The sequence below is a fragment of the uncultured Maribacter sp. genome, assembly GCF_947500405.1.
Lineage (GTDB): Bacteria > Bacteroidota > Bacteroidia > Flavobacteriales > Flavobacteriaceae > Maribacter_B.
Map to the genome: position 1 here is coordinate 1 of NZ_CANMRY010000011.1, position 17,822 is coordinate 17,822.

The 17,822-nt window shown below is 33.4% G+C and carries 8 protein-coding genes; 1 reads left to right on the top strand and 7 read right to left on the bottom strand.

Annotated elements, in window-relative coordinates; all coding sequences use genetic code 11:
* The 6 genes from Q0945_RS13960 to Q0945_RS13985 all read right to left on the bottom strand — a co-directional run.
* On the bottom strand, positions 1–692 hold a 692-nt coding region (locus Q0945_RS13960), incomplete at its 3' end, for a hypothetical protein (protein WP_299435639.1).
* 295 nt (positions 693–987) lie between these two features.
* Positions 988–6,648, bottom strand: a complete 5,661-nt coding sequence (locus tag Q0945_RS13965; RefSeq protein ID WP_299435641.1) for an FG-GAP-like repeat-containing protein — start codon at positions 6,646–6,648, stop codon at positions 988–990.
* 180 nt (positions 6,649–6,828) lie between these two features.
* Positions 6,829–9,093, bottom strand: coding sequence for a Calx-beta domain-containing protein (locus Q0945_RS13970; protein ID WP_299435643.1), 2,265 nt, complete (start codon positions 9,091–9,093; stop codon positions 6,829–6,831).
* A 285-nt stretch (positions 9,094–9,378) separates the two neighbouring features.
* Complete coding sequence (locus Q0945_RS13975) at positions 9,379–11,310, bottom strand: OmpA family protein (RefSeq protein ID WP_299435645.1); 1,932 nt, start codon at positions 11,308–11,310, stop codon at positions 9,379–9,381.
* Positions 11,311–11,320: 10 nt separating this feature from the next.
* Positions 11,321–12,274: a type IX secretion system membrane protein PorP/SprF gene (locus Q0945_RS13980; protein WP_299435647.1), complete on the bottom strand. Its 954-nt coding sequence runs from the start codon at positions 12,272–12,274 to the stop codon at positions 11,321–11,323.
* A gap of 15 nt (positions 12,275–12,289) precedes the next feature.
* Positions 12,290–15,484: a gliding motility-associated C-terminal domain-containing protein gene (locus tag Q0945_RS13985; RefSeq protein ID WP_299435649.1), complete on the bottom strand. Its 3,195-nt coding sequence runs from the start codon at positions 15,482–15,484 to the stop codon at positions 12,290–12,292.
* A 354-nt stretch (positions 15,485–15,838) separates the two neighbouring features.
* On the opposite strand from Q0945_RS13985, the gene Q0945_RS13990 reads away from it, so the two are divergent.
* Positions 15,839–17,428, top strand: a complete 1,590-nt coding sequence (locus Q0945_RS13990; RefSeq protein ID WP_299435651.1) for a peptide chain release factor 3 — start codon at positions 15,839–15,841, stop codon at positions 17,426–17,428.
* Between the two features lie 51 nt (positions 17,429–17,479).
* Here Q0945_RS13990 and Q0945_RS13995 read toward each other — a convergent pair whose 3' ends face one another.
* The gene (locus Q0945_RS13995) at positions 17,480–17,791 is read right to left on the bottom strand and encodes a DUF3467 domain-containing protein (protein ID WP_299435652.1); all 312 of its coding nucleotides are present in this window, start codon (positions 17,789–17,791) and stop codon (positions 17,480–17,482) included.
* Between the last annotated feature and the right edge of the window lie 31 nt (positions 17,792–17,822).

Below are 17,822 nucleotides of genomic sequence, written 5' to 3' on the forward strand. Positions count from 1 at the left end.
GCTACCGTACCTGCTGCTGCATTGATCTCATCAATAGCATCTTGTACATTAGTCGCTGTTAGTAAAGATGTACTATTATCATAAGGGTTACTACTTGCATTGGTGTCTATAGTTTGGGTGTTTCCTGCTTCATCTGTATACGTATATACACCATTTACTGGTGTAGATAATGTTGAAATGGATGTATCTGAGATGATCACATCTGTACCCGATGCATCTGTAAAAGTATATGTACCATCTAAATTATCTACTAATGCTACCGTACCTGCTGCTGCATTGATCTCATCAATAGCATCTTGTACATTAGTCGCTGTTAGTAAAGATGTACTATTGTCAAAACTAACTTCTGCCGCGTTTTGGTTTAAAGAACTTAAATCGGTAGTTATACTGCCTCCGTTTTCTAATGTTAATGTTAACTCATTAGTTAAAGTATCAAAACTAAACGTTTGTATCTGTTGACTATCTGTAGAGGTTAACTCCCAAGTATTTCCATCCCAGAAATAAATTGTACCCGTATCTGTATTTACATAAATATCCCCTATATCTGCACCTGTAGGTGTACCAACACCTGGAGCTGTAACATCTGTACCACTTAACACTTCGCAATTACATTGATCCTCTAAAAGAACTGTTTGTTGCGAAAACGCAATTCCCGATATAAATAACAACATCGGTAATAGAAACTTTTTCATTTGTAGGTTTTTAGTTTTGGCCATTTTAGTACTATAATTTTTCTATATATTTTAAGTATATACCTGTAATCTTTCTTTTAAGAAACCATAACTTTTACACTATGATCTTACTACACTCTACAAAAATAACTTTACATCCTCCGTTGGAAAATAAATGTTGTGTAAGTGTACATTAGTATTGTATACCTCTTAAAAAGTGAGGTTTTAGTAAAATAAAACACTTAAAAAACTTTATTCCTTTTATCGATAACCTCAACAAAAACAAAAGTTTCAAGCGCATAATTTTTTATGCAAATCAGTTTTTCCTTACCCTATGCGTTATTCTTCTATTTGTAATTACTGTTGCAACTCTAAGGTTTAAAACTGCAGTAATAGAAGTATCCATTGTACAGACAAACATAGAATTAGAAACTAAAACTCTGTACTGATTCCCATTATCACTAGATGTTGGATTTGTTATAGATAAGGTATTGGTATTTACACCACTATGTATACCAGAATTAGGTAAATTATCCCAAGTTGTACCGTTAAATAATTGCCACTGAAATATATCTCCGTTTGTTGCAACGACGGTCATTGTACCACTACATCCTGGACAGATAGTTAAACTACTAGGTTCTGTGTTAATAACAGGAGCTGTACCTGCTTCTTTATAATCGAAAACTAAATTCGTATTAATATCAACTGGAGTAGTATATCCATCAGAATTACCAGTTACTAATCCATTTACAACATTATATCCAGTTCCCTCTAACTCCCCTATTTCTGTTCCGCTTTCCGTATAACCTGCTTCTTGCACATCATTACAGCCATCGCTATCCGAATCTACCTCTATAGCATCTATATTATTATCTCCATCAGAATCTGCTAATGAATAATTTACAGTCTCATTATTTGGTTCGCTTTGTACTGCATTTGGCACCCCATCTATACCTACCACTCCATTAACTACTCCGTTTGTATGGGCTTGGTTATGACCTGCTTCTACAGCATCATAGATACCATCATTATCACTATCTAAATCCATACTGTCTGGAACGCCATCATTATCGGTATCTTTACAAGTAGTGATATCTTCTACCGTTACAAAATCTAATGCAGCTCCATCAGCAGTATAACTAGGAGTAGCTTCAAAAGAAATAGTTGTTTGTGCTGTTGTTGCCACAAAGGTTCTTTCATAATAAAACCACTTTTTTGGCCCCATTATTCCTGCAACAACGCCTTCTGCTTTTGTTAATAAGGTTTGATTGATAAGAGAATTACTTGAAGCATCTATAACATCTACATCTAAAGTTACTTGTGCTCCTGGTGCATGACCTACATCTTCTCCCCAAAAAAACGAGAACTTGTATGTATTACCAACCGTAGTATTTATTACTTGGGATAAAATATTATTTATACCGCTGGTAACATTATTATTTCCCATAACGTCTAAGTACTGCGTACCATGGTATTCTTCTGCAAAAGTATTAGATGACCATGCAGGACTTTCTCCACCTACCCAACCATCAAGGTTTTGCGTATATGTCCAACCTGCTAAAGTATTGGCATTGTATGTTGCTCCTATAAAAGTTCCTGAAGCATCAGTAAATCCTCCAGGGAAAATAGCAGCATCTGTAAAATCTTGTTGTTCAAAGGATGGATTAATTATTAGGTTGCCACAACCTTCATCCGTATCTAAAATTCCATCATTATCATCATCAAAATCTAAGGCATCTACAATAGTATCATTATCATTATCCGGTCTGTCATCTAAAGCATCTCTAAAATCTACATCGCCTCCTGTACCTGCATCATTATCAGAATCTAGCAAAGTAAATGATGGAGTTATTGGATTATCTATGGTTCCTCCTGGATCATTATACCCTGTTACATCGGTATCTATTCCATCATCTAAACCATCATTATCTATATCTTCTCCTGCTAAGGCAATCCCTGCTTCTGTTGTATCTCCATGGCCCTCATTATCACTATCTAAATCTAAGTAATCGGGTTGATCTGTTCCATCGGTATTGGTTGGGGTTAATCCTCCTAAGTAAGCAGAATTAACTCCGTTATTAATTGTATATGTTGCGTCTGTATCATTGTTAGATAGGATGTATCCCAAAGTGGTTTGCGCTTCTACATTATCTGGAATTCCGTCTCCATCACTATCTAAATCTAAGTCATTATTTATGCCATCTTTATCAGTATCTATACTCGCCGTCCAAACAATGGCATTTACTAATAAATCTTCTCCAGCTGTATTAAAACCTCTTGTTAAAGGTATTATAGTCCTTCTTCCAGGTGCTATTCCAGTATCTAAGGCATCACCGGGTTCCCAAACCGCAAAATCTTTTTGTCCGTTTGGATGTCTTCCTAATTCTGTTCCAGAAACTACTCCGTTTACATAAAAATCAGCATCGCCTACATCGTAATTACCGATAGATAACCCATCTGTTATTGGATGTGTATTATTTATAATATTTATAAAATTTGTAGCTGTACTCCCTGTAGAACCTGTTGTTCCTATTATTTCATCATAAAGTGCATTCTCACTAGTGATTACTCCGTTTGAAGTAGTTGCTATATTTTCCACATTAGCATAGGCTGTTCCGCTATTTACTCGCTCAAACAAAAAAGTTACTGCATAGTCATTAGCATTGCCTCCAACATTATCATCTACTACAGTTACCGTATACCCTAAGTCTGTTAATTTATCTATTGTATTTTGCTCTTCTGTATTTGGAGAGTTTTGTGTAACCCATAATACTGTTCTTGGGTTCTCTACCAAATCTAAAATACCATCATTATCATCATCTAAATCTACCCCATCTGGAACTCCATCGCCATCATTATCTTCACATGCGTTTACGCCTACGTCTTGATAATATGTATTAGTAGTATTATACCCTGCTCCTATAACTTGTCCTGTGGAAGTTACCGTTGGTGTTCCTGAACCATAAGTTCCGCTATCATCAGAATCTGCATTAGATACTAAACCTAAATATGCTTCGTCAGCATCCGAACAACCATCACCATCACTATCTGTATTTTTAGAATTAGTACAAGGTGTATCTGTACTATATGCAAAATTATCTAGACCATGAGGATCACGAGCTGTTGACGTAATACTTTCTGTTAAAATTTCGTATCTAATTTCTACATTACTTACTGGAGTATCTGTTATAAAACCAAAAGTGGTTTCTCTATTTTGACCAGCAACAACGTCTCCCCTAGGAAAATCGGCTCCATCAAAAACTGTAACCGGACCAGTAGTATCATCTCCAATAATAGTATCTTTTATATATGCTATTAAAACTCCATCTGCGTATACTGCATAACTTAATACTGGATCATCTCCAATAATGGTATCTAAAATATCTACCATATCAAAACTAAAGGCAGTTACTGCTATTGTAAAATCAATATCAACAGTATAGAAATCTCCAGCTACACCTCCTTGTTCTGGTTCTACATAAACAGCATCTCCAGAATTTCCAGATTTAAATGCTCCTCCAGTGGTTCTCCTAAATTCGTTTCTATTTGTTGTAATATAACTAGTGCTATATGACATTGTTCCATTGCTAAAAGTAACGACACTACTTACTCCAGAACCATCACCAGACCCCGTAGATGAAAAATCATTATTATCGTTAAGAACTGTTAAACTAAGCTGTCTATGATATGCTTCTTTTTGAAATCCAGATTCTAAATATCCATTCGCATTGGTATTATTACCTATAACAAATATGCTGTGGTTTCCTTTTATCCAATCTAAGGCATCTGCTTGAGGTTCTACTACTCCAGCTAATGGCGGACATTCGTCTACATCATAAATACCATCATTATCATCATCTACATCACAAACATCATTTATACCATCACCATCTGTATCTATCCCTGATAAGTCTGTACAAGGTTCTTCTATATATACGGTTGCTGTATCACTTTTTCCTAATGCGGGACATACAGAAACGGTAGAATCTGTAATTGTATAATCAAAACTTGTTCCCGTAAAAGGAGTTCCTGCACTGTACGTATAAGTTACCAAACCTGCATTTGCATCATCTATAACTACAGAACCTATAGCTGGTTGCACAACACTTTCTATAAAAAAATCTTCTCCATCGGGTTCTGTATCATTATCAAATAAATTAATTTGAACGGAAACGGTGTTTCCTTGCGGTACTACAACTAAATCGTTCTCTGCATCTGGAGGGTTTTCATTTTCTAATATTTCAGCATCTGTAGTAGATAAGTCGTAATGATTTGTACCTGATATTGTACTTGGTTGTGCTATTATGGTGGATATTAATCTTGAGTACCCATTTGGGTCTGAAGCATCATAAAAATTTGGATACCTTACTTCTATAATATAGGTTTCATTTTCTCCTAATGGCAGTCCAAAATGTACTTCTTCTGGACTTTGCGTACCATGCCCATACACCCCGTTTACTTGTCGTAAACCACTTACTATATTACCAGCACAATCTTTAATTAAAACATTTGTACCAATTGCAACTCTAGCTGGCAAACCACCTGTATTACCGTTAGCTCCTCTATCTTCAGAAACATCTATTAATAAGTGATTATTTCTGTTTGCCGCAGGTAAATTATTAATATACAACTCATTAGAACCACCATTAATGTTCATGTAAATATCTAAATCTCCATCATCATCAATATCAATCATAGTAGCTCCTTCCCCATCTCTAGTGTTAAAAATTTCGGTGTCTAATGTAAAACTCATTGCAGCGCCACTACCAATTACACCTGGTGCAGGGGTTGGGCTATTTAATTGGTTTATAAACAAATAACTTCTCCTATTAGAAGCACTACCTTGTCCATCTCCTACAAACAAAATATCTATATCTCCATCATTATCTATATCTCCTGCTGCTAAAGCATCTATATCATTTGATGAGTATCCATTGTTTGTATTAGAAGGTTGTGGTAAACCAGGAAAAGTTGCCGCTCCTAATGGAGTCCAAACGCCTGGTCCGTCATTCCTAAAAATTTGTGTAAGTCCGTTCTCTGTCCAAACAGCATCTAAATCACCGTCGTTATCTAAATCCCAAAGTCCATTACCTCCTTTATTATTATTCCAAGCTTGTGCTAAATCTGCTCCGTTTGTAAAAGTTCCCCCTTGATTTAAAAAAAAATCATTTTCATCTCGCTTACGCATAAAAATATCTACCCAACCGTCATCATTAACATCGGCTGCAGAACCGTAATCTCCATCTGTTGCAAATTGATTTAAACCATACTCTACTACACCAGTACCATTACCAGGAGTTATATGCGTAAATAATCCTGCCGGTGCAGGGTTAGTAACTGTATGTGTTGTATGATCTATATAGTTATTACGTAAAAGTTCTATTCCAAAACTATGGCTATCAAAAAAGATATCTAAATCGCCATCCCCTTCAAAATCAAAAAAACCTGCTCCTTCTACGTTAAGTGGATTTATAGTAACTGTAGCGCTATTGTTTTCCCCCACTGTTATTGGAGCAGAACCCCCAATACCATTTCCAAATGTACCGTCATTATTTTGAATAAAAATTTGAATTGCTACATCCGATGAACTTGTACCATAACTGGTCATCATAAAATCTGGTTTTCCATCACCATTTAAATCGCCCCAAGCAGCTTGTCTTTCTGCTCTATCACCAGCTATCATCCCTGAAGCTAAAGTCGATTGTACGTTGCTAAAAGTGCCATCACCATTATTACGCATAAGGTAATTTCGCTGAGAGGTACTATTCTGAAGAACAAGAACGTCTATAAAACCGTCGCTATTAAAATCTGACCAAGCATGCCCTCCATCCTTACTTCCACCAAGATTTAAGCCATAAGATACTGCGCTCTCCGTAAAAGTTGTTTGGGCTTTAATGTTTTTTATAAAACAAATAGATAGAATGCATATAACTAAGTATATATTCTTTCTAGAATTATATAATGTGCTTTTAAGCATGGTAAAGTTTTCATTATAGATTTAGCGGGAACTATAACAAAAATAAAGACAGACTCATACCAATAACAATTAATGTTGTGTAGGCACTAATAAACATGGTATATGTCTAAAAATTAGAGGTTAGATAAATTAAAAAATTTCTATAAAAATGCATCTGTAATCTAAGTACTACAAAAAAAATTATTCTTTTTTAACTCTATAAGTTATTCTTCTATTTGTAATTACTGTTCTTGGGAATACGGAAAGTTCTCCTGTATATTCACCTGCAAATGGTATATTTTGATCATTTGTTGTGTCGATAGGAAAAATAGTATTTTCATAATTTCCAATTTTCAAGGTCACAATATCAAAACTAAAAGAACATGTATTACCTGCTAGAACACTAATTCCTGAAATAGTAAAATTACTACTTCCTGGTATTGCTGTAATAGTACCCCCACTAGAAGAAGTTGCATCTGGAGTAGTTGAAATTACCATATCTGTTGGTAGGTTATCTGTTAAACTAAAATTTGTTAAATTAACACCATTAGCTGGGTTTTCTATTATTATTGTTACACGAGACTCGTTACCTTGAGAAATTGTTGCTGGGTTAAATGACTTACTTGCTACTGTTGGAAAAGCAATTTCATTGGATGTCACAAATACTCCTCCCCATATCCCTTCGCTACTGCTACCCAAAACCACATCCATTTCTATAGCAGAGTTAGGTACAAGTCCCGTGACATCGAAAACATCTATATCTACTCCCCAACTATAAGAAAAATTTGGATTTCTATTTCCTGTATCTATTCCATATTCCGAAATAGTTCCATTTAATGTATTGTTCCCTGGGTTTAAAGCATTTGTAATAGGTGATCCGTTTATGGAAACAAAGTCACCAGATGAACTCGATTCCCCATCTAAACCAAAATATCCAACACTACTTTCAAATACTCCCGAAGATGGTGTTAATAAGCCTGTAACCGTAAATGAATCATTAGCTCCAAAACCAAAAAAATCGAAACCATCCCAAATACTAATATTACGAGATTTTTCTGTGCTATCATTGTAAACGACTACCATTGTCCAACCTCCATAAGGACCTGTAAAAGAACTCCCTGTTATTAATGGAATATCTGCAACAAAATAATTACCATTACCTCCTGATTGCACTAAGCTAGTAACATCTGCATAAGACATAAAAGAATTCCAACCAGAAAATGCACTTGTCTCAATATTACGTTGATCAGCTGTTATTGTATTATAAGTACTCCCGCTAGGTGTTCTTAGTTTTACTTCATCTATATTTAAGGTTGGTGGCGGATTAGTAATTCCACTATTGCTACTATTATAAACACCTCCCCAATATAATGCGGCATATTCCACAGTAGCTCCAACTGGAATAGTTATTGTACTACTACTAGAATTGGTTGTACTTGGATCTCCATCTACATTTGAATACCCCATTATTACAGTTGGGTTATTACTTGTTGGAATTCCCGGACAGTTAGCAGTACATATTAAATTTGTGTTCCCCTTCATTATAAAATTTCCTACAATATTCATTGCATACCTTTCTTCATAAGGTCTTACATCATTAGGGTCACTTTCATTATCATCAATTGTACCTATTGCGGTATCCGAAATATCAACCGAGACGTCACTAGTTGCATTAAAACTTATTATAAGCGTCTCTGATACTTCTAGTAAAGTATCATCTGTTATTAAAATTGTTATTTGCTCGGTATCTCCTGATGTACCATTAAAATTTAATGTTCCTGTATAAATTCCAGAACTAACAGTATAATCAATACCTTGAGTTGCAGTACCAGCTGTTATTACATAATCTACAGTATATGAAGACGACGTATTTAATCCTGCATGAGATATATCAAAAGTTGCAGTACCTGCATCTTCTTCTACTGCTACGTCTTCCACTAATACTCTAGCACCAAAACTGGCAGTAATTCTAAAATTATCTATATAAAAATATTCTCCCGACTCCCAATCTCCCCAAGCCCATGTACTTTCATTATATAATCTAAATGTTGTTGTAGCTGAAGCATAAGCTAATATATTTTGACTAAAAGTATTTGCCTGTGTACCATGAAACGTATTTAAGGTAGTATAATTTACTCCGTCAGTAGAAACTTGAAGACTCATATATTCACTTGTAGTATCATTCCCTCCATCTAAACCAATTGTTTGCCAATCAAAAGAAATAGTGGCACTAGAAGCCCCTGATAAGTTTACAGACCTAAAAATGTTTTGGGAGTTTCTACTAATATCTTCAAAACGCAAATCACCGCCAGTAATTCTAATTCTTCCATTAGCAGCACTATTACCATCATTAACTTCATTCCAATTACCTGAAAAATTAAGAGTCCCATCATTATTAGAATAAGATACAGAGCTAAAATTATCTCTATAAGTTTCCTGTGCTAACAAAAGAGGTGCAGCGAGCAAAAAATAAATTAAAAAAAGGGGGAATCTCATAGTATTACTATAATCGGGGTTTATAATAGTAAGTTAGTATTTTCTATATCTCTAAATTTTAAGATTATTAGTTCATTACTAAGTTGCACATAAAAATAAAGAGCTTAGAGTTCTTTGCTAAAGATTTGTTGTATAGAGACTATAATAAGAGGTGTAGCTATAATTAAATGTTGTTAGCCTAACTAACAAAATGCTTATATAAAAGAAAAGCTACCAAAAATGGTAGCTTTTCTTTTATATTATTTTTTGATAAATTTATTCTAATATTATAAATTCTGATCTACGGTTTAACTCATGTTCTTTTCCAGTACACTTTACTCCATTAGAGCATTTATTTATTAATTTGGTTTCACCGTATCCTTCTCCTTCTAGTCTATCTTTAGATATTCCTTTAGATATCATATAATCTACAGTTGCCTGTGCTCTCTTTTTTGATAACCATAGGTTATAAGAATCTTTACCTCTACTATCTGTATGCGAGTTAACTTTTATTTTAAGGCTAGGATATTTCTCCATTGCGGCAATTACTTTTTGCACTTCAATTTCTGAGTCTTTACGAATGTCATATTTATCAAAGTTAAAATATATAGTACTTAGCTGCAATAATTTAGCTAAATCATCTCCATATCCTCCAGAAACCTTATCTCTTTCTAAATAAAAATCAATAATTTTAGCTTTACCATCAGATTTCCCTAAATATTCCTCTGCAGGCACATAACCTTCCATTATTGCTCTAACAAAATTACCTTGATTGCAATCTAAGTCTATAGAATATGTGCCGTTAGAATCTGTTATAGCAGATGATATTTCTATATTATTTTCATCAATAATTTTTATAGCAGCACCTACCAGTACCTCGTTAGAAATTTTATCTCTTACTGTTCCAGTTACTGCCTGATGACAATCTAACAGTAAAGGTTCATTCTCTATAAAACTATATATATCATCTGCTCCTTTCCCTTCTTCTCTATTAGATGCAAAATATCCTTTTTTTGTTTCTGAATTAAAAATAAAAGTAAAATCATCCATTTTACTATTAACAGCTTCACCCACATTAACTACAGAACTATTTAGTTTTCCGTTCGAAATATTAGTTGCAAAAACATCTAATCCTCCTAACCCTGGGTGCCCATCTGATGACATGTATAAAACATCTTCATTAGTTATAAAAGGGAATGTTTCTCTAGCCTTTGTATTTATATTGCTTCCTAAGTTTTCTGGAGCACCAAGAGTTCCATCTTCTTTTATACTAACTCTATATATATCTGATGCACCAAATGTTCCTGGCATATCTGATGCAAAATACAAAGTACTTTCATCATTACTCAAAGCTGGATGGGCTACAGAATAAGAATCACTATTAATAGATAACTCTTCTATATTAGACCAAACACCAGTACTATCTATATATGTTGCTTTAAATATTTTAAGTCGAATAACTCCTTTATCGTCTTTTATATATTTACCATTTTTAAAATTATTTCTTGTGAAATAAAGTGTACTTCCGTCTTTAGTAATTGCGGATGTAGATTCATGTAAACGCGTGTTTACTTCTTTCCCTAATTTAACAACAGAAGAATCATTTGTATCATACAAATCTAGAAAATCCTTTGAATTCCATGTATGCCTATACCTTGCTAAATTTCCTGTATCTCTATCCGAAGAAAATATTAACCCCTCTTTATAAAAAGATGGGGCAAATTCTGTATAAGAAGTATTGTATTCAAAAGGTTTTATAGTATACCTACCTGAGTTCTTTTTAATTTCTTTTAGATAATTTTTTTCTTCCTTAAAACCATTTGCTCTAACATCATTATCTGTTATTTCCGAGAATTTATCCATTACTGTATTTGACCCCTCATAATCTCCTAATGATTTTAGAGTTTGCGCGTATCTAAAAAAATATTCTGGCCCAACATCTTTACCGTAATCATCTATTAATCTCTTATAAATATCTGAAGCTTGTTTATAATTTGCATTAAAGTAGTATGAGTTTCCCAAATTCTTAAGTAAATCTGCAGAAACATATCCTTTATCTAATACTTTTTTATAGATATCTATAGCAGGGCTAAACGAATATTCTTCATATTCATTATCCGCTTTTGTAACTCTTTTATCTTGGGAATTAGAAACTACCCCTATAAAAAGTGCAAAGGCAAAAATAAATGCTTGTATACTTTTTTTCATTTTTTATATTTTAAAAGAATCTAGGTGAAACTAATCTTCTAAATGATTTAACTAACTCATAACGTAAGAAAACCTCAAAAGAACCATCATTAAATTGTGTTCCTCCTAAATCTGTTGTTTCTCTATCATAAGCAAGACCTAACATAAACTGGTCTGATATTTGAAAACCTACCATACCACTTACTGCTGCATCCCATCTATATGCTGCTCCAAAAGTAAAACGATCGTTATACATAAAGTTCGCAGAAAAATCTACTTGTAATGGTGCACCACCTACAACTTTGGTCAACAATGCTGGTTTAAATTTAAAATCTCCATTTAAATCAAAAACATAACCCGTAATAAAATAAAAGTTTATCCTTTCTTGAGATAAAAATTGTACTGTATTTGAATCTTGTTTAGAGTTATCAAAGTGGTCTGTCTGTAATAAATTTGGTGCAGACAAGCCTGCATAAAATTTATTTGTATGATAATAAAGACCTAACCCAAAATTAGGAGAAAATCTATTTTCTATATTATCTGCATCTACAGGTTCAACATCAAAATTACGAAGGCCGTTAAAATCTAAATTTAGCAAATTACCTCCTACTTTTAAACCAAATGATAATTTACCTTCTAAGGAAACATCAATAGTATAAGATAAAACGGCATCAAAATAAGTTTCTTGCACTACTCCATCCCCAATTTCGTCATTAACTATAGAAAAACCATAACCTAATTTACTATCTCTAATGGGAGAGTGTACATTTAATGTTTGCGTTTTTGGTGCTCCATCTAAACCTACCCATTGCGCCCTATATAAAGCCGCAATACTTAATTGCCCTCTAGATCCTGCATAGGCGGGATTGACACTCATAGTATTGAACATATATTGTGTATACTGAGCATCTTGCTGTGCATAGGATTTTTTTAAAGAAATAAAAGCTAAGACTATAAGAACTAAAAATCTTTTTTTAATAATCATGTGTTTTATAATTGATTACTTACTTACATAAATATAACCACTATTGGTTACATGTTTAAGACTATCGTTTTGGTTATCATATTCAAATATATAAAAATATACTCCAGCTGGTAAGTATTCACTTCCACTTACTGTTGATCTACCTTTTGATTTACCATCAAAAACATTATTTTGATTATTATACTCTTCTCCCTCATAAACTGCTACTCCCCAACGATTATAAATTTTCAATGAATTATTAACTGCATTCTCTACTCCACGTATAAATAAAAAGTCATTTTTACCATCAGAATTTGGTGATACTATTTGATTAATTTCAATTTCAAAAATTTCAGGAGTATCATCAATTGCATCTAAATAATCTGGTGTACCATCGCCATCCGTGTCATCATTAGTAGGATTACCATCGTCATCTAAATCTTCATCTGGAGTATTTATTCCATCACCATCGTCATCTAAATCTCTATAATTTACATCTTCTGTACCATCGGTATCTGGTAAATCATTTGCTGGATCATTAATTTCATCATTTACATCAAAACCATCATTTACATCGCTTCCTTCGTAACCATCATCTAATCCATCGCCATCGGTATCTACTCCTGTATAGGCCTGGTCTGGAATACCATCAAAATTAAAATCATTCCCTTCATTGTTATCTGGAACACTATCATTATCACTATCTAAATCTATATAATCTGGTGTATCTTCTCCATCTGTATTAACTGGTGTTAAACCATCTGGATACGCACTGTTTAATCCTTCATTTGAAGTATAAGTAGCTGCATCATCTTCATTTGGTGCTATATAGCCATCTGTAGTTTGTGCCTCCACATTATCTGGAATACCATCATTATCTGCATCTATATCTAAATAATTTGGAATACCATCATTATCTGTATCCAACAGGTTTGTTGCTGGATCGTCATCGCCATCTAAATTTGGATCTTCAACTGTATCTAATATACCATCATTATCATCATCTAAATCTGCATAATCTGGAACGCCATCGCCATCCGTATCCGGACGATCATCTGTTGGGTCTAAATAATCTGGAGTACCATCGCCATCTGTATCATCATTCGTTGGGTCACCATCACCATCTGCATCTTCATCTGGAGTATTTATTCCATCTCCGTCGTCATCTAAATCTCTATAATTTACATCTTCTGTACCATCGGTATCTGGTAAATCATTTGCTGGATCATTAATTTCATCATTTACATCAAAACCATCATTTACATCGCTTCCTTCGTAACCATCATCTAATCCATCGCCATCGGTATCTACTCCTGTATAGGTCTGGTCTGGAATACCATCAAAATTAAAATCATTCCCTTCATTATTATCTGGGACACTATCATTATCACTATCTAAATCTATATAATCTGGTGTATCTTCTCCATCTGTATTAACTGGTGTTAAACCATCTGGATACGCACTGTTTAATCCTTCATTTGAAGTATAAGTAGCTGCATCATCTTCATTTGGTGCTATATAGCCATCTGTAGTTTGTGCTTCTACATTATCTGGAATACCATCATTATCTGCATCTATATCTAAATAGTTTGGAATACCGTCTTCATCGGTATCTAATGAATCTGTTGCTGGATTATTATCTCCATCTAAATTTGGATCCTCATCCATATCTAAGATACCATCGTTATCGTCATCTAAATCTGCTACATCTGGAACACCATCTCCATCTGTATCTTTATCATCTATTGCGTCTAAATAGTCTGGTGTGCCATCGCCATCCGTGTCATCATTTGTTGGATTACCATCGCCATCTAAATCTTCATCTGGAGTATTTATTCCATCACCATCATCATCTAAATCTCTATAGTTTACATCCTCTGTACCATCGGTATCTGGTAAGTCAGTTCTTGGATTATCAATCTCATCATTTACATCAAAACCATCATTTACATCACTACCTTCATAACCATCATCTAAACCATCGCCATCGGTATCCTCTCCTGTGTAAACTTGGTCGGGAACACCATCAAAATTAAAGTCGTTTCCTTCATTATTATCTGGAACACTATCATTATCACTATCTAAATCTATATAATCTGGTGTGTCTTCTCCATCTGTATTAACTACAGTAATACCTTCATCATTTGTACCTTCATAAGCGTCATCAAGACCATCAAAATCTGAATCTAACCCTAAAGGGTGTATATAGCCTTCAGTAATCTGTGCTTCTATATTATCTGGAATACCATCATTATCACTATCTATGTCTCTGAAGTCTGGTTTAACATCATTATCTGAGTTTACGGGATTAATACCACCTCCACCATAAACATCATCCAAACCATCATTATTATTATCTATACCTGAAGGCGCTATATAATTATTATATAACTGACTCTCAACATTATCTAAAATACCATCATTATCAGTATCTATATCTACATAATCTGGAATATTATCTCCATCTGTATCTATTGGATTTAATCCTAATTCATAAGAATCATCTATATCATTATTATTCGCGTCTCCTGTAGGTGCTATATAATCTTCTGAAGTTTGAGCTTCGACCTTATCCTTAATTCCATCATTATCCGAATCAAAATCTCTAAAATTTGGAAATTCATCATCATCACAATTAATAGGATTAATACCAAAACCATATGTTCCTTCATAAGCATCATCTAAACCATTATTATTAATATCTAGCCCTGAGGGTGCAATATAATCTGTAAATTCTTGTCCTTCAATATTATCACGTATACCATCAATATCAGAATCTATATCCAAGTAATCAGGAATCCCCCCATTATCAGTATCATATGGATTAATTCCAAAGCCATATGCTCCTTCATAAGCATCATCTAAACCATTATTGTTAGAATCAAACCCAGAAGGCATAACATAAAGTGATGTTTTTTGTCCTTCTATATTATCTAAAATACCATCATTATCTGAATCTATATCCATATAATTAGGAATTCCGTCATCGTCTGAATCCGTAGGATTTGTTAAATAATTATCATCCCCATCCGCATTACTATCTTCTACACTATTTAAAATACCATCATTATCTAAATCTAAATCACTACTAAATAAATTTAGAAAAAGTTTACTTTCAGTTTTAAAATCACCATCATCTATAGCAAAAGATGAAGAGGTTATTAAAAACAAACATAAACCTAATTTAGATATTATACTTTTCTTAAAAATATAAGCAGTAAAAAGTTCCATAAGTGGTAGTAATTTTAGTTTTACTTATCACCATGGCTAGTAAGAAAATTTATAAATAGTAAGATGCTGGGAGCATTGTATAATAACGCAAGATAAATGTAAAAATCTTTTCATCAAATTCTTTTCTTCTCATAAATTGTGTAAATTCTTTAAAAACCTAATATCATCGTTAAAAGGTTACTCATTCTCAGTACAGGAACAGTTTGTCGATAAAATTAGATTTTTTAAAAATTTTGTGACAATGCATTTCATCGATAAAAAATGTATTTAATCGATGATATTACTTTCTTATATTAAGAACAACTCCGTAAAATAGTTTTATATTTTACCTTACTTTTGCACCAAATTTATACCATGGATTTTAAGACCGAAATACAACGAAGGAGAACATTTGGAATAATATCTCACCCAGATGCAGGTAAAACCACTTTAACAGAAAAGTTATTATTATTTGGAGGCGCCATACAAGAAGCTGGAGCTGTAAAAAACAATAAAATAAAAAAAACTGCCACCAGTGACTTTATGGAAATTGAAAGACAAAGAGGTATTTCTGTTGCAACTTCTGTCTTAGCTTTTATATACAATGACAAAAAAATAAATATTTTAGACACTCCTGGTCACAAGGATTTTGCAGAGGACACATTTAGAACCTTAACCGCTGTTGATAGTGTTATTGTTGTTATTGATGTTGCAAAAGGTGTTGAAGAGCAAACTGTAAAATTAGTGGAAGTTTGTAGAATGCGTAACATACCAATGCTAGTTTTTATTAATAAATTAGACAGAGAGGGTAAAGATGCTTTTGATTTATTAGACGATTTAGAACAAAAACTCGGCTTAAAAGTAACCCCCTTAAGTTTTCCTATAGGTATGGGGTACGACTTTAAAGGTATCTACAATATTTATGAAAAAAATGTAAATCTATTTAGTGGTGATAGTAAAAAAAATATAGAAGACACTATTGCTATTGATGATTTACAAAGCCCCGAACTAACAAAATTAATTGGGGAAAAAGCTGCAAACACATTACGAGATGATCTAGAATTAGTAAGTGGAGTTTACCCAGAATTTAACAAAGAAGCTTATTTAAAAGCAGAACAACAACCTGTGTTTTTTGGGTCTGCTCTAAACAACTTTGGGGTGCGTGAACTATTAGATTGTTTTATAAATATTGCTCCTCCTCCTAGACCAAAATTAGCAGAAGAAAGATTAGTAAATGCTAATGAAAAAGAGCTTTCTGGTTTTGTATTTAAAATACATGCCAATATGGACCCAAAGCATAGAGACAGATTAGCATTTGTAAAAATAGTTTCTGGCACTTTTGAAAGAAACAAACCATATTTACATGTACGCCAAGGTAAAAAATTAAAGTTTTCAAGTCCTAATGCCTTTTTTGCAGAAAAGAAAGAAATTGTTGACATCTCTTATCCTGGAGATATTGTAGGGCTTCATGATACTGGAAACTTTAAAATTGGTGACACTCTTACCGAAGGAGAACAATTAAACTACAAAGGTATTCCTAGTTTTTCTCCAGAACATTTTAGGTATATAAATAACGCTGACCCTTTAAAATCTAAACAACTTTACAAGGGAATTGACCAACTAATGGACGAAGGTGTGGCACAGCTTTTTACTTTAGAATTAAATGGTAGAAAAGTAATTGGTACCGTTGGAGCTTTACAGTTTGAAGTGATTCAGTATCGTCTAGAGCATGAATATGGTGCAAAATGTAGCTATGAAAACTTCCCTGTACATAAAGCTTGTTGGGTAGACCAATCTAACAACAAAGCAGATGAATTTAAAGAGTTTATTCGTGTTAAACAGAAGTTCTTAGCAAAAGATAAAAAAGGACAACTAGTTTTCTTAGCAGACTCTAGTTTCTCTTTACAAATGACGCAGCAGAAATATCCTAATGTAAAATTACATTTTACTTCTGAGTTTGATTAGCAGAATTTTCTAAAATAAAAAAAGCGATGAAATTTAATTCCATCGCTTTTTTTACGCTTCACCAGTTGGCCCAAAATTCATTGGGATAGGTTGTTGCTCGTAATCTTTTATAACTCCATGAGCTGTTTCAAACCGATCCACATTATCACTCAAAGCTCTTAAGAACTTTTTAGCATGCTGTGGTGTTAACACAATTCTGCTTTTTACCTTGGCTTTTGGAGCACCAGGCATCATACTTATAAAATCTACAACAAACTCTGAGACAGAATGATTAATTACCGCAAGATTAGAATAAGTACCTTCTGCAGTTTTTTCATCTAATTCTATATTTATTTGTTGTTGTTTTTTAGATTCATCACTCATAATTCTATTTCTAAATTAATACTCTTATAAA